Raw genomic sequence first — 16523 nt, 5'->3', positions numbered from 1 at the left:
TGGTCTTTTTGTCAGCATGTACACCTAGGTCCTTATCAAAGGAGAACGTAGTGACCGAATCAGTCCACCTTAGCCCTCGCCTTCAGCTGATATTCTCGAAAACGAAATTGGTTTGTTTCGGTCGCTATGCAATCGAAGTGCCGGAGGAGGCCAGCTTAACCATGGGTGGGATCGGCGTTCCTTCCGAGGTCGAAGTCATCAGTGGCGGAGTCGCTGCTATCGAACTACGGCTTGCAAACAAGGTAGCCAAGATTCGTGACATTGATACGGCCGAGATAACTTTTAACGGTGACGGTCCCGTCGAATCGAGCCGGCAGATACGCTATTATGAAGGCTCGTTATTGAAAGAGTATGGGGCGCTTTATTTCCAGACGTATCATCAAAAGGGCGATTTCATATTTATCTACGGTGACGCGGTCGCAAGCAAAATTAGCGGGACAATTGACAGCGAAGCGGCAACCGCGAAAAGGCAGGCCATATTGGCAAATTCGCTTCGGTTACGCGCCTTGGATGAGGCCCCAATGGAGCCCGGCTTTTGCATTCAGCACGCATTTGTTCCTGAAAGATCGTATGCACGCCAGGAGACCGCCGATGCAGGCTTTTTCTTTCCTAGCCTTCCCGATGTGACTTTTTCAATCAGCTCCAACAAGGACGCGTACGGTGACTATCCGCCAGCCGAGTTCGAGACGTATAAACCCGAATTGTCGCTACTCTATCGCATCGAACAAGCAAAGAAAGAACAGGGCATGCACTACCCTAGCCGTACTGTTCTGCGGGAAGGAAAACGCGATGTGCAGCACTGGCATGGCGAGGAGTCGCTCATCAAGCGCGCTGACGGCGTCCACGATTTTGAATGGGCATTTGTGGGAACGCCGCGGGACGTTGCCAATCCCTCCGAGTTCCGCGTCGTTATGTTTACCAAGGTTCAGCACAACACCGTCGGGGCAGCGAAGGTCGCGTCTGTTACCGACGATGAGGCGGTAGCTCTTTGGGACAAGCTCCTTTCCGGCTTGAAATTCCGTGTGAAGGTCCCCGGAGCCCCCGAAGGTTCGTACCATCTTCAGCCGAAGCACTGACTCTTGAGCGAGCAGGATATGAAACACAAAGGACGCGGCGTGATTCGATTAAACGACAAGACTGACCACGGCGGTCGAGTGACTGCTGCGTCATCCGGTACTACCGTGATGGGCCTTAGCGCAGCGCTTGCAGGCGATATGACTTTCTGCCCACAGTGCAAGGGCGAGTTTCCGATCAAGCCGGATGGGGCCGGCGCCAAACACAAAGGCACGCCGTACGCCTACCACGATGATCTGACCGCGTGCGGCGCTCGATTAATCACATCGCTGAAGTGATTAAGGGGCTGTCGGTTCGCGCTCAGGACAGGCGACGAAATTGGGTTCCCGCGTTCGCGAGGATGACGATCTTGCTTTAGCGTGCTTTCTACTTTCGGGTTCCGTTAGCGCAGCGTCAGGCCGTCCATCGAGAACGGCGGCGCCTTGCCGCTGACGCAGTCGGCCAGCAGCTTGGCCGAGCCGCAGGCGAAGGTGAAGCCGAGCGGGCCCTGGCCGACGTTGAGCCACAGGTTCGAATAGCGCGTGGCGCCGATGATCGGCGCGCTGTCGGGCGTGGCCGGCCGCAGCCCGGCCCACGGCGAGATGCGGTCGTAGTCGGCCGCGTTGGGCATCGTCGCGCGCACCTGGCGCGTCAGGCCGGCGATGCGCTTGGCGTCGAGCGAGAGGTCTTCGCCGACCATGTCGACCATCGCCGCCACGCGCAGCGAGTCGCCGATGCGCGCATACAGCACCTTGCGTTCGAAGTCGGTGACGGAGATCTCGAGCGCGCAGTCGCTGGCGCGGATCGGCGCGGTCAGGCTGTAGCCCTTGAGCGGATACAGCGGCAGGTAGATGTCGGCGCTGGCGGCCAGGTCGCGACTCTGGATGCCGGCGGCCAGCACGTACGAATCGGCCGTCAGCATGCCGGCGCTGGTGTCGAGGCCGATTACCTTGCCACTGTCGACGACGAAGCGACGCGCCTCGCCGTTGACGACGCCGCGAAAACGCGGGTGCTCGCGCAGACGGTCGGCCAGCGCCTGGCAGAAGGCGTGGCAGTCGGCCACCGCTTCGCCCTGGTTGAAAATGCCGCCGGCCAGTTGCGGCAAGGCGGCGGCCAGCGCCGGCTCGCGCGCGACGCATTCTGCCGGAGAGAGCACCTGGCGCGCGTCTTCCGAATCGGGCCGGGCGACAGCCTTGTCGAATACTTTCTTGGAGCGGTAGACCACCATCTTGCCGGCGTCGCGCCACGAAAACGACTCGAGCGGAATGAGCATCTCGAGTTCGCCCATCGCGCGGCGCGACAGTTCGCCCAGTTCGAGCAGCTTGGCGGTGGTCTTGCGGTTCGACGCGGCGGTGCAGTTGGCCAGGAAGCCGGCCAGCCAGCGCCACTGGCGCAGGTCGGCTTCGGGGCGGAAGTGCAGCGGGCCGTCGGCCTGGAACATCCACTGGACGGCCTTGAGCGGCACGCCCTGGTCGGCCAGCGGCGAGACGTAACGGTAGCTTAGCTGGCCGCCATTGCGGAAGCTGGCGGCGCTGCCGAGCACCGCTTCGCGTTCAAGCAGCGTGACGCCGTAGCCCGCTTCCAGCAGCCACCAGGCCGAGGTCAGACCGATCACACCCCCGCCAATTACAATTACGTCCTGCATGCCGGCCCATTATTCTTGTATACATACATCCAGCTTAGGGGCTGGCCGTGGTTCGGGCTAATGAATGAAGATGGTGCGGTCATAACCAACATTCATGCTAGCCGGCGGTGTTGCGGCCAAGCGCGCGGCGGTACAGCGCCGTCAGGATGCGCTCCTCGAAGCGCGCCATCGACGAATAGCGGCCCTTGCGCGCGGCCGGATCGGACGAGCTGCCGCCGACCAGGGCCACCATGCCGTTCTTCATCACCGGGTCGAACACGAACACCGACATCAGGCCGTACGCCTCGCCGAGGTGGCCGACGCCCTTGAAGGCGGCGCCTTCGACCAGCTGCGGATCGGGGAACTGCTGGTTGCCCAGTCCCCAGCACTGAAACAGGCCGCCGGAGGTGTCGCCGTTGCTGCCGTCGTAGGTCCACTCGCGCGCGAACATGCGTTCGATGCTGGCCGGCGCGAGCATCTGGCGGCCCTGGTGGCGCCCGCCGTTCATCAGCATCAGCATCACCTGGCCCATGTCGTGGGCCGAGATGCGCAGCCCGCCGGTGGGGCTGAACGGCGTGGCGTTGGTGCCGACGACATAGCTGCCGATGCCGGCCGGCGCCGGCGGCGGGCGCGCGCTGTAGTCGTCGACCTGGGCGATCCACGGGCCGGCGGCGTCCCACACTTCGGTGTCGACGGTGCGCTTGCGGTACAGCGTGGCCAGGTTGGCCAGGTCCTGCGGCGACAGTTCGGACACGTTGAAGCCGCCGTGCAGGCCCATCGGATCGAGCAGCAGGCGCTTCATCAGGCGATCGAAGCGCTCGCCGGTGACGCGCTCCATCACGGTGCCGATGACGCCCCAGTTCAGGTTGCAGTAGGTGAAATAGGCGCCGGGGCCGGCGTTGCTGGCCCACATCTCGCCCTTGCCGTGGCGGCTGGCGCCAGGCACCAGGATGGTCGACAGGGCGGTGTCGGCCGGCCACGAATAGCCGGCGTCGTCGCGCAGCGACGAGGTGTGGTTCAGCAGGGTGCGCAAGGTGACGACGCGCTGCGGGAAGTTGGGATTGCGCAGCGGGAAGCCGAGGTAGGCGCCGGCGTCGGCGTCGAGCGAGAGCTTGCCCTGCTCGACGAGCATCATCACGCCCAGCGTGGTCATCATCTTCGAGATCGAGGCGATGCGGTACAAGGTGTGCTGGTCGGCCGGGCGCGCCGGCGCCAACGACGACGCGGCGCCGAGGAAGCGCTGGCCGAACTGGCGCTCGTACACGACCTTGCCGGCGCGGATGGCCAGCACCGACAGGCTGGCCAGGGTGCAGTCGGGATCGGCGGCAATGGCGGCCAGCTCGCGGTCGAGCGCGCCGTCGCCGGCCGGCGCCCCATTGACCAGCCGGCTCATGCCTCCCAGCAGGGCCAGTCCCAGCAATGTACGCCTGCCCTGCTTCATCGCGCTCTCCTTCGTTGTTTTCATCACAGCATAAGGGACAGCTTCGGGCGGGGGCCAATGAATTGAAGTTAATGTGCTATAACTTTTGATACGGCATCACGCCTGATGACTGGGCCGATAAGTCGGGATAAAATGCTGGCAACGCGGGGTCAGGCCGGTGCCGGACCGATCGAAAGACAACAATGAGCAATACGAGTACCGACTTCAGGGCCAACCTGAACGACAATTCCCCTCTGTATATGCAGGTGGCGCGCAAGCTGATCCAGGATGTGCGGGAAGGCCGCTACCAGGTCGACCAGGCGCTGCCGTCCGAACGCCTGCTGTCCGAGCAGCTCGACGTGTCGCGCGTGACGGCGCGCAAGGCGATCGACCAGCTGGTGGGCCAGGGGCTGGTGGTGCGCCGGCGCGGCTCGGGCAACTACATCGCGCCGCGCATCGAGCAGCCGCTGTCGAACCTGTCGAGTTTTTCCGAGCAGCTGCTGCAGCGCGGCTACCGCCCGCGCTCCCAATGGCTCAAGCGCGCCATCGTGGTCGCCGCCGCCGACGAGCAGCTGAGCCTGGGGTTGTCGCCGCACACGCGGGTGGCCCGCCTCGAACGGCTGCGCCTGGCCGACGACGTCGTCATGGCCTACGAGGTCAGCGTGATTCCGGCCAGCGTGCTGCCGCGCCCGGAAAGCGTCGGCGGCTCGCTGTACGAACACCTGGCGCTGACCGGCCACATGCCGGTGCGCGCGCTGCAGCACATCCGGGCGATGAATGCGCCGGCGATCCTGGCCGGCCAGCTCGGCATCCCGGAAGGCCAGGCGGTGCTGTTCATTACCCGCATCGGCTATCTCGAGTCGGGCCAGGCGGTCGAGCTGACGCACTCGTATTGCCGCAGCGACCACTATGACTTTGTGGCTGAAATGCGACGCGTTTCTTAAGGCGATCGTGAAATCTTCATAACTTTTCGGAATGGCCGCGGCATCTCCTTTCATGGGAGGCGCCCGGTGGTTGGTATTACACTGGTAGCAACCACCCATCCACGTCAGACGGCATGCTCAAAACAGAAACTCCCTCCGCGGAACACGCTCAGCTCGACCAGTATCCGACGACCGAACTGATCAATACGCTGGTCGACGACCAGACCAACGCCGTCAAGGCGGTGCGCGCGGCCGCGCCGCGCCTGGCCGCCGCAGTGACCGCCGCGCTGCCGCGCATGGAAGCGGGCGGGCGCCTGATCTACGTCGGCGCCGGCACATCGGGCCGCCTGGGCCTGCTCGACAGCGTGGAACTGTACCCGACCTTTTCCTGGCCGCATGAGCGCGCGCTGGCGTTGCTGGCCGGCGGCCAGCAGGCGATGTTTGTCGCCGTCGAAGGCGCCGAGGACGACCTCGAGCAAGGCGCCGCCGACCTGATCGCCACCAACCCGACGGCCAACGACGTGGTGCTGCTGCTGGCCGCATCCGGCGCCACGCCGTACGTGCTGGGCGCGCTGCGCGCCGCGCGCGCGGCCGGTGCGCTGACTGTCGGCTTTGCCAACAATACCGATTCGCCGGTGGCCGGCGAAGCCGAGATCGGCGTCACGCTCGACACCGGCGCCGAAATCATCTCCGGCAGCACGCGGCTCAAAGCGGGAACCTCGCAAAAGATCGCGCTGAACACTTTTTCGTCGGCGCTGATGGTGCGTTTGAACAAGGTCTATGGCAACCTGATGGTAGACTTGAAGCCGACCAACGCCAAGCTGGTGCTGCGCGCGGTACGGCTGACGATGTTTGCCACCGGCGCCGACGAAAGCGCGGCCCGCGCGGCGTTGGAACAATGTGATTTCCACGTCAAGGTCGCCATCGTGGCCCTGTCCAAAAAAACCAGTATCGATCAGGCCCGGGCCTTGCTCGAGGCGGCGCGCGGCAGCGTGCGCCAGGCACTCGCCGCCTAAGCGCGGCATCGGCTCGAGGCCCGGCACGATCACGAAAGACTTATGCAAAAAGCACCAGTGAAGAGCCGCCCGTGGGCATGGATCCCATCCCTGTATTTCAGCCAGTCGATTCCGTACGTCATCGTGATGATGTTGTCGGTGGTGATGTACAAGGATCTCGGCATTTCGAATACCGACATCGCGCTCTACACCAGCTGGCTGTACCTGCCGTGGGTGATCAAGCCGCTGTGGTCGCCCGTGGTCGACATGTTCCGCACCAAGCGCTGGTGGATCGTCGGGCTGCAGCTGGTGATCGGCGCGTCGCTGGCGATGGTGGCGCTGACCATGCGGCTGCCGGGCTTTTTCCAGGCCAGCCTGGCGGTGATGTGGCTGATGGCGTTCAGTTCGGCCACCCATGACATCGCCGCCGACGGCTTCTACATGCTGGGCCTGCGCCAGCAGCAGCAGGCCGCGTTCGTCGGCGTGCGCAGTACCTTCTACCGGGTCGGCATGCTGGCCGGCCAGGGCGGCCTGGTGTACCTGGCCGGCCAGCTGACCGAACGTACCGGCGACGTCCGCTTCGCCTGGTCGGTCGTCTTCTTCGTGCTGGCGGCCATGTTCCTGCTGTTGTGCGTGTATCACCGCTTCGTGCTGCCGCGCCCGCTCGAGGACCACGCGGTGGTGCAAAGCGATAACTACCTGAAGGAATTCTTCGCCACCTTCGGCGCGTTCTTCAAGCGGCGCGACATCTGGCTGATCCTCGGCTTCATCCTGACTTACCGGCTGGGCGAGTCGCAACTGCTGAAGCTGGTCGCGCCGTTCCTGATGGATCCGGTCGTCAAGGGCGGACTCGGCCTGACCACCAAGGAGGTCGGCATTGCCTACAGCACCGTCGGCGTGAGCGCGCTGGTGCTGGGCGGACTGCTCGGCGGCTACGTGATTTCGCGGCTGGGCCTGAAGCGCGTCCTGTGGCTGATGGTGTTCTCGGTGCACATTCCCGACCTGGTGTTCGTCTACCTGGCCAGCGCGCAGCCGCAGGACCTGGTGGTGGTGTCGGCCTTCCTGGCGCTTGAACAGTTCGGCTATGGCTTCGGCTTTACCGCCATGATGATGTACATGATCATGGTGGCCGACGGCGAGCACAAGACCGCCCACTACGCCATCTGCACCGGCCTGATGGCGCTGGGCATGATGTTGCCCGGCATGGTCAGCGGCCGCATCCAGGAATACCTCGGCTACCAGAACTTCTTCATCTACGTCTGCGTGATGACGATTCCGGCGTTCATCATGGCGGCGCTGGTGAAGATCGACCCAGAGTTCGGCAAGAAGTAGCGCCGATGAAGGATACCGGGACACGGCTGACATCGCTGGATGCATTTCGCGGCTTCACCATCGCCGCCATGGTGCTGGTAAATAATCCCGGCGACTGGGGCAAGCTGTATCCGCAACTGGCTCATGCCAAGTGGAATGGCTGGACGTTTACCGACACCATCTTTCCGTTCTTTCTGTTTATCGGCGGCGTGTCGATGGCGCTGTCGTTGGGGCGCCTGGCCGCGGCCGGCTTCGACAAGCCGACGTTGCTGAGGAAGCTCGCCGTGCGCGCGCTGCTGATCTTCCTGATCGGCTTTGCGCTGAACCTGATTCCGAATTTTAATTTCGAAACCGTCCGCATTCCCGGCGTGCTACAGCGCATTGCCGTGTGCACCCTGCTGGCCGCGCCGATCGTCGTCTATTGCAGCTGGCGCCAGCAGCTCGGCTGGATCGCCGCGCTGCTGGTCACCTATTCGGTGCTGATGCTGTGGGTGCCGGTGCCGGGGATCGGCGCCGGCGTACTCGAGCCGGGCAAGGATATCGGCGCGTGGCTCGACCGGCTCGTGCTGGGCAAGCACCTGTGGGTGCAGGCCAAGACGTGGGATCCGGAAGGACTGGTCAGCACCATTCCCGCGCTGTGCAGCCAGCTGGTGGGCGTGCTGGCCGGGCGCTGGCTGTTGTCGAACACGCCGCGCAGTGAACAGACGGTGTGGCTGCTGCTGGCAGGCCTGGTGCTGCTGGCGCTCGGCTCGATCCTCGACGCCATTCTCATGCCGATCAACAAGAGCCTGTGGACGTCGTCGTATTGCCTGTTGATGAGCGGCTGGGCGCTGCTGGCGTTCGCCGCCTTTTACTGGCTGCTGGACGTGACGCCCAGCGCGGCGCTGCGCGAAGCGGCCGGCCGCTGGAGCCGCCCGTTCGTCATCTACGGCATGAACGCGCTGTTCATCTTCGCGATGTCCGGGCTGATCGCCAAGATGCTCGGCTTTATCAAATTCACCCAGCCCGACGGCAGCCTGCTACCGCTCGGCAGGATGCTGTACGCGCCGATCCGCGCGCTGCCGATTGCGCCGGTGAATACGTCCTTGCTTTATGCTCTGCTGTTTAACGCCTTCATGTTCGGCATCGCCTGGATCATGTGGCGCAATAAATGGTTCGTCAAAGTTTAAAAAACGGAGTTCTCGTGCAACCTAATACCAAGAAATTCGGCTGGCTCGCCGGCGCGCTGTCGGTCGCCGCCCTGTTGGCAAGCTGCACCACGGTCAAGCCAAAAGATCCCGCGGTCGTCGCCGCGCCCGGCGCCGTCACACCTGGCGCACTGCCGGCCGGTCCGACGTCGTTGCCACCGGCGGCGCCGCGCGAATTTCGCGCCGCCTGGGTCTCGACGGTGGCCAACATCGACTGGCCGACCAAGCCGAATTTGAATTCCGCGCAGCAGCAGGCCGAGGCGATCGCCATCCTCGACCGGGCGCGCGCGATGAACCTGAACGCGGTGGTGCTGCAGGTGCGCCCGAGCGCCGACGCGATCTATCCGTCCAAGCTTGAACCGTGGACCGAATACCTGACCGGCGCGCAAGGCGCCGCGCCGCAGCCGATGTACGATCCGCTGAAGTTCTGGGTGACCGAGGCGCATGCGCGCGGACTGCAGCTGCACGCGTGGTTCAACCCGTACCGGGCGCGCCACTCGGGCGCCAAGTCGCCGGTGTCGGCCAACCACATCGCCAAGCTCAATCCCGCCGCGGTGAAGACCTACGGCAAGTTCCTGTGGATGGATCCGGCCGAGGAATCGGCCTCGAAGCAGACGCTCGACGTCGTGCTCGACGTGGTGCGCCGCTACGACATCGACGGCGTGCACATCGACGACTACTTCTATCCGTACCCGATCGAGGCGCCCGGCGCCGCCGGTGAAGCGGCCGCGCTGGACGGCAATGCGCCGAAGACCGAGCTCGACTTCCCCGACCAGCCGGCCTGGCAGCGCTACCTGCAGTCCGGCGGCAAGCTCGACCGCTCGGCCTGGCGGCGCGACAACGTCAACCGCCTGATCGAGGCGCTGTATACCGGCATTCACCGCGAAAAGAACTGGGTGCTGTTCGGCATCAGCCCGTTTGGCCTGGGCAAACCGGCGCTGCGCCCGGCCGGCATCGTCGGCTTCAGCCAGTACGACAAGCTGTACGCCGACGCCGAGCTGTGGCTCGAAAAAGGCTGGCTCGATTACCTGTCGCCGCAGCTGTACTGGTCGATCGCCGCGCCGCCGCAGTCGTATCCGGTGCTGCTCGACTACTGGGTCGCGCAGAATCGCAAGGGCCGCCATATCTGGCCGGGGCTGTTTACCAGCCGCATCGGCGCGCCGACCAAGGATTTTCAGCCGGAAGAAATCGTCCAGCAGGTTGGCGTGACGCGCACGCGCCCGGGCGCCACCGGCCACGTGCACTTCAGCATGGCCGCGCTGATGGGCAACCGCAAGGGCATCACCGACCGGCTCAAGGCGAGTCACTACGCGGGACCGGCGCTGGTACCGGCAACACCGTGGCTCGGTACCGTCGCGCCTGGCGTGCCGAGCGTGACCGCCAAGCGCGACGGCAAGGGTGTCAGCCTGAAGCTGTCGCCAGGCAAGGACAACACGCAGTATGCGATCTGGTCGCGCTACGGTAACGAATGGCGTTTCGCCGTGGCGCCGGCCTCGCGCGCCGACGTCAGCATTGCCGACGACCCGAAACTGGGCGCGGCCAGCGCGGTGTTTGTCAACGCGGTCGACCGCATCGGCAACGAAAGCGCGCGCGTGCCGGTAGCGGTGAAATAGAGGGCCGGTCATCATGAACCAAGCCGTTGTTCCAGGCGCTTTCGGCCTCGGCATCGACGCCGGCGGCACGCAGACGCGCTGGGCGCTGGCCGACGCGGCGGGCGCCATCGTCGCCGAAGGCCAGGTGGCCGGCCTGTCGGCATTGCAGATGGGCAGCGCCGCCGGCCGCCAGACGGTGCATGCCAATTTTGCCGAGCTGGCACGCGCGGTGCTGTTGCATGGCCGGCCGGTAGGCGTGCGCGCCGGCATGACCGGGTTCGGCGGCGACGGCGAACAGCTGCAGCGCTGGCTGGCCGAACTGCTCGGGCTGAATGCCCAGGCGGTAACGCTGTGCAACGATATCGAAATCGCCTACCTCGACAGTTTCGCGCCAGGCGAAGGCTACCTGGTGTACGCCGGCACCGGCTCGATCGGCGCCTTCATCGACGCCGAACAACAGTTTCACCGCGCCGGCGGCCGTGGCGTCATGCTCGATGACGGCGGCGGCGGCTTCTGGATCGCCCGCGAAGCGCTGCGCCAGATCTGGCGCAACGAAGACGAGTGCCCGGGCCGCTGGCGGCAGTCGGCGATGGCGCGCGCGGTGTTTGAGCACGTCGGCGGCGACGACTGGTCGTTCTCGCGCCAGTTCATCTACGGCCAGGAACGCGGCGCAGTGGGCAAGCTGGCGCTGGCTGTCGCCGCCAGCGCCGACGACCCGGCCGCCGCCGCCATTTTGCACAACGCCGGCCTCGAACTGGCGCGGCTGGCGCGCGCGCTGACCGATCGCTTCGGCGTGCGCCCGGTGGTGCTGGCCGGCCGCGCCGCCGCGCTGCACCCGAGTATCTTCGGCGCCATGCGCGCCGCCTTGCCGTCCGACACAGCACTGACCCAGACCGTCAGCCACGCGCACCACGCCGCGGCGCGGATTGCCGCCAAATAAACCACTACCGATTCCGACCATGAAAACGAAAACACTGCTTGCCGCCCTGATGATCGCCCTGCTCTCCGGCTGCGCCACCCAGGGGCCGCGCATCGACACGTCGCTCAACGCCGTCGGCCAGAGCAGCCGCGTGAAGTTCATCGTGATCCACTACACGGTCAGCAACCTGCCCAGCTCGATCAAGATCCTGACCACGCAGGTTGTCAGCAGCCACTACCTGCTGACCGACCAGGCCGAGCCGATCATCTACAAGCTGGTCGACGAGACGCGCCAGGCCAACCACGCCGGCGTGTCGAACTGGAAAGGCTACACGATGATCAACGGCAGTTCGGTCGGCATCGAGATCGTCAATCCGGGCTTTACCGAAGGGCCGAACGGACGCATCTGGTATCCGTTCCCGCAATCGCAGATCGACCAGCTGATCTTGCTGCTGAAGAAAATCGTCGCCAAGCACCAAGTGCCGCCGGAGAACATCCTCGGGCACAGCGACATCGCGCCGGGCCGCAAGCAGGATCCGGGTCCGATGTTTCCGTGGTTCCAGCTGGCGCAGGCCGGCCTGATCGTATGGCCGGACGCGGCGCGCGTGGTGGCGGTGCGTCCGCAGTTCGACCTGCAGCTGCCGGACGTGGCCTGGTTCCAGCAGAAGCTGGCCACGCATGGTTACGCGGTGCCGAGGACCGGCGTGCTCGACCCGGCCACCCAATCGGTGATCACCTCGTTCCAGATGAAATACCGTCCCGCCATCATCGACGGCACCCCGGATGCCGAGACGGCGTCGCTGCTGGAAGTGCTGACGACGCCGGCACCGAAGGCGCCTTGAGGCGCCGCCGCCCGCTATTTGTTATATGCTGAATGGATTGGCGCCCGCGGGTAGCCGTTAATGGAAGGTTGAGGCCATGCGCCTGCGTCATATCGAAGTGTTTCACGCGATCATGCAAGTTGGCACGATCAGCGGCGCCGCCCAGGTGCTGCATATTTCGCAGCCGGCGGTGACGAAGGTGCTGCAGCACGCCGAGCTGCAGCTGGGCATGCCGCTGTTCGAACGCGTGCGCGGCAAGCTGTATCCGAAGCCGGAAGCGCACCGCCTGTTCGTCGAAACCGAAAAGCTGAACCGCGACCTGCAAGGCATCCGCCGCCTCGCCGCCAGCCTGAAGGGCCGCGCGGTGGAAACCATCCGGCTGGTGTCGACGCCGACGATTGCCATCAGCGTGCTGCCGGCGGCGATGTCGGCGTGGCGGCGCGATTTTCCGGCCACCCGCTGCGAGCTGGCGACGTTTCACACCAGCGAGATCGTCAATGCGCTGCGCCTCGGCGAAGCGGACCTGGCGTTGTCGCTGCAGGATCCGCGCCATCCGGGCATCGTGGCCGAGCCGATCGCGCAAGGCGTGATGACGGTGATTGCGCCGGCCGGCAGCTGGAGCGCGGCCGACAGCCTGCTGCCGGTGTCGGCGGACGGCCTCAGCGGCGAACTGATCGGCCACGCCGACAACGACCCGCTCGGCGACATGGTCGTGGCCGCCTGCGAGGAGCAGGGCGTGCATCCGGTGTTTCATACGGTCGTGCAAACGTACCAGATTGCCCGCTCGCTGGTCGAGGCCGGCGCCGGCATGGCGGTGGTCGACCCGTTCACGGCCGCCTCGGCAATTGACAGCAAGGTGCAGCGGCGCGCGTGGGCGCCGGCAATTCCGGTGCAGCTGTTCTTGCTGACGGCGAGCCACTCGCCGCTGTCGCACGGCGCGCGCGAACTGGCCAACAGCATCGGCGCCACCGCGCGCGCCTGTATCGAATAGGAATGGTTCAAATGAAGCACACAGTGGCCAGCGAAGACATCGCCGGCAGCGAAGAGTTCCGTCACCTGTCGACGATTGCCGGCATCGCGGTCGACCTGCGATACGCCGGCGCCAACAACTTTGTCGGGCGCGATTTGTACTCTCCGTTCGATTGCGCCTGGCTGCACCGCGACGCGGCGGCGGCGCTGGAACAAGTGGTGGCGTGGCTGGCACCGCAGCGGCCCGGCTACACGGCGCTGGTGCTCGATGCGCTGCGGCCGCAGCGGGTGCAGCAGCAGTTGTGGGAGGCGCTCGCCGGCACCGAGTTGCAGATGTACCTGGCCAATCCGGAGCGCGGCTCGATCCACTCGTTCGGCATGGCGCTCGACATCACGATCCTCGACGAGGAGGGGCACGAGCTCGACATGGGCACCGGGTTCGATGACATGACGGACCGGTCGCATCCGGCGCTGGAGATGCAGTTCCTGGCGCGCGGCGAGATCACGGCGGCGCAGGTGGCCAACCGCCAGTTGCTGCGCGACGCGATGGTTCAGGCAGGCTTTCAGGGGATTACGACGGAGTGGTGGCATTACGATTGCGGCGACCGCAATGTGGTGCGGCAGACGTTTCGACGGGTGTTGTAAGCAGAACGGCGAGGCAGAATGGTTGACGCCGGCTACTCCGGGGTCTGACCCTGAAAGAAAAAACGGGTCAGACCCCTGCGGTGACACTGCGGTCGATTACTGCGGTCGTGCGGCCACCGTTGCCGCCGGCTCGACGCCGCTGCGGGCGACCCAGTCGACCAGCGTGTCGAGCACGGCGCGGCCCTTGCCGTTGCCGATGTTGTCGCCGTTGAGCATCGCCACCACCACGCACTGCTGGCCGCTAGCATCGCGCACGTAGCCGGCGACCGCCGTCACGTTGCTCAGCGTGCCGGTCTTCAGGCGCGCGCGGCCGGCGGCCGGGCTGTCCTTCAGGCGCCGGCGCATGGTGCCGTCGACCGCGACAATCGGCATGCTGGCCTGGAACTCCGGCGCCCAGTCGCTGCGCAGGCCGGCCTGCAGCAGCCCGCCCATCTGCACCGCCGTGATCCGTTCGGTGCGCGACAGGCCCGAGCCGTTTTCCATCACCAGGCCTTCGTCGTTGATGTTGTGCTGGCGCATCCACTGGCGCACCGCGCGGTCGGCGCGCGAGAAGGTCGTTTCGGCGCTGGCCGGGATCGGGCGGCTGCCCAGCACCGGATCGGCCTCGAGGCTGCCAAGGCTCAGGAACACGGTGCGCGCCAGCGCGTTGTCGGACGGCTTGTTGATATCGCGCACCACTTCAGGCAGCGGGCGTGAGGCGTGCTCGGCGAGGATGCGCGAGTCGGACGCGGCAACGCCTTCGGTGACGTCGCCGCCGAACGAGCCACCCAGCTTTTTCCAGGTGCCGCGGAACAGCCGGCCGACGTAATCCTGGCGGTCGACGACGTTGATGCTGTAGCCCTTGGCGCAATTTTTCGGGAAGGTGCCTTGCAGTACCACCTTCAGCTTGCCATCGCGTTGCTGCACCTGCGGCTGCTTCCAGCCGTCTTCCCACTTGGCGCAGTCGGCGTCGATCAGGGTCATGGCCGAATCGACCGTGACGCGGTCGAGCGGCGGCTGCATCACCAGCGCCAGCTTGCGGTCGGTCGAGCGCATGTCGATCTGCAGCATGTTCTTGTTGACCAGCAGCGCGTCGGGGATGACGTTGTAATACGCGTCGGGCGACTCGTCGAACGGCGGCAGGCCGACGTCGGTGCGGCTGGGCGAAAACAGCGAGCGGTCCAGCACCAGGTTGCCGTCGATGCGGCGGATGCCCTGGTTGCGCAAGGTCTGCAGCATCTTTTCGAGCACCTCGCCGCTGAAGTCGGCGTCGGCGCCGCCGCGCAGCACCAGGTCGCCCTTGAGCACGCCGCGCACGACATCGGCGCTGGCGCGCAGTTCGGTGCGGCCCTTGAATACGGGCCCCAGCAGCTCGAGGCCGGCCAGCGTGGTCACCAGCTTCATCGTCGAGGCCGGCTGCATCGGGCGGTCGGCCAGGTGCGACACGAGCGTGGTGTCGCCGCGCAGCACCAGCACGCTGATCGCGTCAAGCGCGATGCCGCCGGCGGCCATGCGGGCGGCGACCGGTTCAGGCAACTGCGCCTGGGCAAACGGCAGCCAGGCGAACAGGGCGGCGGCGATGGCGATGCGTCGAAACATGGTGGCGTCCTTGTATTAGCCGAAGAACAGGTAAGCGACCCAGATGGCGGCAATGACGCCGGCCACGTCGGCGATCAGGCCGGCCGAAATGGCGTAACGGGTCTTGCGGATTCCAACCGAGCCGAAGTACAGGGCGATGATGTAGAACGTCGTGTCGGCGGCGCCTTGCATGATGGCCGACAGGCGGCCGACGAAGGAATCGACGCCGTAGGTCGTCATGGTGTCGATCATCATCGCTTTCGAGCCGCTGCCCGACAGCGGTTTCATCAGCGCGGTCGGCAGCGCGCCGGTCCAGTCGTTGTTGAAGCCCAGGTTGATCAGCACCCAGTCGACGGCGCCGACGATCATGCCGAGCACGCCGGAATTGCGGATCACGCTGATCGCCACCAGCATGCCGACCAGGTAGGGGATGATGGTCAGCGACGTCTGGATGCCGCCCTTGGCGCCTTCGATGAAGGCTTCGTAGACGTTGACCCGCTTGCGCAGCGCGCCGGCGATGAAGATGGCGATGATCGAGAACAGCACCAGGTTACTGGTGATCTTCGAGAACAGTTCGATTTCCGGCTTGGTCAGGAAGTTGGCCATGTACCAGACACCGCCGCCGATGACGGCGGTGGTGCCGCCAAGCCAGGCGACGACCACCCGGTCGAACAGGTTGATGCGCTGGCGCAGGGCCACGGTGATGATGGCGGTGAGGGTGGAGAAGAAGGTGGCGATCAGGCACGGAATGAAGATGTCGGACGGATCCTTGGCGCCGAGAATGGCGCGCTGGGCCATGATCGACAGCGGGATGATGGTCAGGCCGCTCGTCTGCAGCACCAGGAACATGATCTGGGCGTCGCTGGCCTCGTCCTTGTTCGGATTGATCGACTGCAGGCTCTCCATCGCCTTCAGGCCGAAGGGGGTGGCCGCATTGTCGAGGCCGAGCATGTTTGCCGAAAAATTCATCACCATGTGGCCATTGGCCGGATGGTTGCGCGGCACGCCCGGGAAAATGCGCGCGAAGAAAGGCGCGATCACCTTGGCGATAAGGTCGACGAAGCCGGCCCGTTCGCCGATATTCATGATGCCCAGCCACAAGGTCATGACGCCGGCCAGCGGCAGGGCGATGTCCATCACCGCCACTTTGGCCGAGCTGAAGGTGCCGTCGATGATGCGCTTGAAGATTTCGGAATCGCCAAGAAACAGCCACTGGCCCAGCGCCGCCACGAAACCAACCAGGAAGAAACCGGACCAGATGTAATTTAATGCCATATTCGTCGACTATGTTCGTGTTGGGTGAGCACGATTGTGCAGCGAGAGTATAGGCGCAGGTTAGCCGAGAAGGATGAAAGAATGCATTGGCCATATGCAAAAAAGTTATGCAGCCCAAGGCCCGGCGCCCCTCCCAACGCTGGGGTCAGGTCTGACATTCGGACAAATTGCTGGGGTCAGGTCTGACATTCGGACATTTGCTGCCCTGTTTGCGCGAGCTCGACCGCGGAATG

15 protein-coding genes are annotated in these 16523 nt (G+C 65.1%); 11 read left to right on the top strand and 4 right to left on the bottom strand.

The features are described from left to right. Nucleotides 1-50 precede the first annotated feature (50 nt). Both CR105_RS28155 and CR105_RS01005 read left to right on the top strand, forming a co-directional pair. Nucleotides 51-1076 (top strand): T6SS immunity protein Tli4 family protein, encoded by a 1026-nt coding sequence (locus CR105_RS28155; RefSeq protein WP_229413536.1) that lies wholly within the window; start codon nucleotides 51-53, stop codon nucleotides 1074-1076. 18 nt (nucleotides 1077-1094) lie between these two features. Next, a complete protein-coding gene (locus CR105_RS01005) occupies nucleotides 1095-1352 on the top strand; it encodes a PAAR domain-containing protein (protein WP_099786894.1) in 258 nt (85 codons plus the stop codon). Between the two features lie 104 nt (nucleotides 1353-1456). Here the strand turns inward: CR105_RS01005 and CR105_RS01000 are convergent, their stop codons facing one another. After that, nucleotides 1457-2698, bottom strand: coding sequence for a D-amino acid dehydrogenase (locus CR105_RS01000; RefSeq protein ID WP_099786567.1), 1242 nt, complete (start codon nucleotides 2696-2698; stop codon nucleotides 1457-1459). A gap of 97 nt (nucleotides 2699-2795) precedes the next feature. Then, the gene (locus CR105_RS00995) at nucleotides 2796-4118 is read right to left on the bottom strand and encodes a serine hydrolase domain-containing protein (protein WP_099786566.1); all 1323 of its coding nucleotides are present in this window, start codon (nucleotides 4116-4118) and stop codon (nucleotides 2796-2798) included. Between the two features lie 182 nt (nucleotides 4119-4300). On the opposite strand from CR105_RS00995, the gene CR105_RS00990 reads away from it, so the two are divergent. The 9 genes from CR105_RS00990 (at nucleotide 4301) to CR105_RS00950 (ending at nucleotide 13458) form a co-directional block, all read left to right on the top strand. After that, nucleotides 4301-5041 (top strand): GntR family transcriptional regulator, encoded by a 741-nt coding sequence (locus CR105_RS00990; protein ID WP_099786565.1) that lies wholly within the window; start codon nucleotides 4301-4303, stop codon nucleotides 5039-5041. Between the two features lie 113 nt (nucleotides 5042-5154). Beyond that, a complete protein-coding gene (locus CR105_RS00985; protein WP_099786564.1) occupies nucleotides 5155-6036 on the top strand; it encodes an N-acetylmuramic acid 6-phosphate etherase in 882 nt (293 codons plus the stop codon). A gap of 42 nt (nucleotides 6037-6078) precedes the next feature. Next, entirely contained in the window at nucleotides 6079-7347 is a 1269-nt protein-coding gene (locus CR105_RS00980) for an MFS transporter (RefSeq protein WP_099786563.1), read from the top strand. Nucleotides 7348-7352: 5 nt separating this feature from the next. Continuing rightward, nucleotides 7353-8495 carry an acyltransferase family protein gene (locus CR105_RS00975; protein WP_099786562.1) on the top strand — a complete coding sequence of 381 codons (1143 nt, stop codon included), beginning with the start codon at nucleotides 7353-7355 and terminating at the stop codon, nucleotides 8493-8495. 14 nt (nucleotides 8496-8509) lie between these two features. Beyond that, a complete protein-coding gene (locus tag CR105_RS00970; protein WP_229413533.1) occupies nucleotides 8510-10126 on the top strand; it encodes a glycoside hydrolase family 10-like protein in 1617 nt (538 codons plus the stop codon). Between the two features lie 13 nt (nucleotides 10127-10139). Continuing rightward, complete coding sequence (locus CR105_RS00965) at nucleotides 10140-11045, top strand: N-acetylglucosamine kinase (protein ID WP_099786560.1); 906 nt, start codon at nucleotides 10140-10142, stop codon at nucleotides 11043-11045. Between the two features lie 19 nt (nucleotides 11046-11064). Next, entirely contained in the window at nucleotides 11065-11865 is an 801-nt protein-coding gene (locus CR105_RS00960) for an N-acetylmuramoyl-L-alanine amidase (protein WP_099786559.1), read from the top strand. 76 nt (nucleotides 11866-11941) lie between these two features. Next, nucleotides 11942-12835 carry a LysR family transcriptional regulator gene (locus tag CR105_RS00955; protein ID WP_099786558.1) on the top strand — a complete coding sequence of 298 codons (894 nt, stop codon included), beginning with the start codon at nucleotides 11942-11944 and terminating at the stop codon, nucleotides 12833-12835. An 11-nt stretch (nucleotides 12836-12846) separates the two neighbouring features. Further along, nucleotides 12847-13458: a M15 family metallopeptidase gene (locus CR105_RS00950; protein WP_099786893.1), complete on the top strand. Its 612-nt coding sequence runs from the start codon at nucleotides 12847-12849 to the stop codon at nucleotides 13456-13458. Nucleotides 13459-13554: 96 nt separating this feature from the next. Here CR105_RS00950 and dacB read toward each other — a convergent pair whose 3' ends face one another. Together dacB and CR105_RS00940 are read right to left on the bottom strand one after the other, a co-directional pair. Then, the gene (gene dacB / locus CR105_RS00945; protein WP_099786557.1) at nucleotides 13555-15036 is read right to left on the bottom strand and encodes a D-alanyl-D-alanine carboxypeptidase/D-alanyl-D-alanine endopeptidase; all 1482 of its coding nucleotides are present in this window, start codon (nucleotides 15034-15036) and stop codon (nucleotides 13555-13557) included. Nucleotides 15037-15051: 15 nt separating this feature from the next. Continuing rightward, entirely contained in the window at nucleotides 15052-16290 is a 1239-nt protein-coding gene (locus tag CR105_RS00940; RefSeq protein WP_099786556.1) for a spore maturation protein, read from the bottom strand. Nucleotides 16291-16523: the final 233 nt, after the last annotated feature.

The sequence above is a fragment of the Massilia eurypsychrophila genome (genome assembly GCF_002760655.1).
In the GTDB taxonomy this organism is placed as follows: domain Bacteria; phylum Pseudomonadota; class Gammaproteobacteria; order Burkholderiales; family Burkholderiaceae_D; genus JAFCUW01.
This window is presented reverse-complemented; position numbering and strand designations above follow the sequence as displayed.

Bases quoted from the DNA above. Each gene is read 5' to 3' on its own strand.
- CR105_RS01005 (WP_099786894.1), top strand. From the start codon at position 1,095: ATGAAACACAAAGGACGCGGCGTGATTCGATTAAACGACAAGACTGAC.
- CR105_RS01000 (WP_099786567.1), bottom strand. From the start codon at position 2,698: ATGCAGGACGTAATTGTAATTGGCGGGGGTGTGATCGGTCTGACCTCG.
- CR105_RS00995 (WP_099786566.1), bottom strand. From the start codon at position 4,118: ATGAAGCAGGGCAGGCGTACATTGCTGGGACTGGCCCTGCTGGGAGGC.
- CR105_RS00990 (WP_099786565.1), top strand. From the start codon at position 4,301: ATGAGCAATACGAGTACCGACTTCAGGGCCAACCTGAACGACAATTCC.
- CR105_RS00985 (WP_099786564.1), top strand. From the start codon at position 5,155: ATGCTCAAAACAGAAACTCCCTCCGCGGAACACGCTCAGCTCGACCAG.
- CR105_RS00980 (WP_099786563.1), top strand. From the start codon at position 6,079: ATGCAAAAAGCACCAGTGAAGAGCCGCCCGTGGGCATGGATCCCATCC.
- CR105_RS00975 (WP_099786562.1), top strand. From the start codon at position 7,353: ATGAAGGATACCGGGACACGGCTGACATCGCTGGATGCATTTCGCGGC.
- CR105_RS00965 (WP_099786560.1), top strand. From the start codon at position 10,140: ATGAACCAAGCCGTTGTTCCAGGCGCTTTCGGCCTCGGCATCGACGCC.
- CR105_RS00960 (WP_099786559.1), top strand. From the start codon at position 11,065: ATGAAAACGAAAACACTGCTTGCCGCCCTGATGATCGCCCTGCTCTCC.
- CR105_RS00955 (WP_099786558.1), top strand. From the start codon at position 11,942: ATGCGCCTGCGTCATATCGAAGTGTTTCACGCGATCATGCAAGTTGGC.
- CR105_RS00950 (WP_099786893.1), top strand. From the start codon at position 12,847: ATGAAGCACACAGTGGCCAGCGAAGACATCGCCGGCAGCGAAGAGTTC.
- dacB (WP_099786557.1), bottom strand. From the start codon at position 15,036: ATGTTTCGACGCATCGCCATCGCCGCCGCCCTGTTCGCCTGGCTGCCG.
- CR105_RS00940 (WP_099786556.1), bottom strand. From the start codon at position 16,290: ATGGCATTAAATTACATCTGGTCCGGTTTCTTCCTGGTTGGTTTCGTG.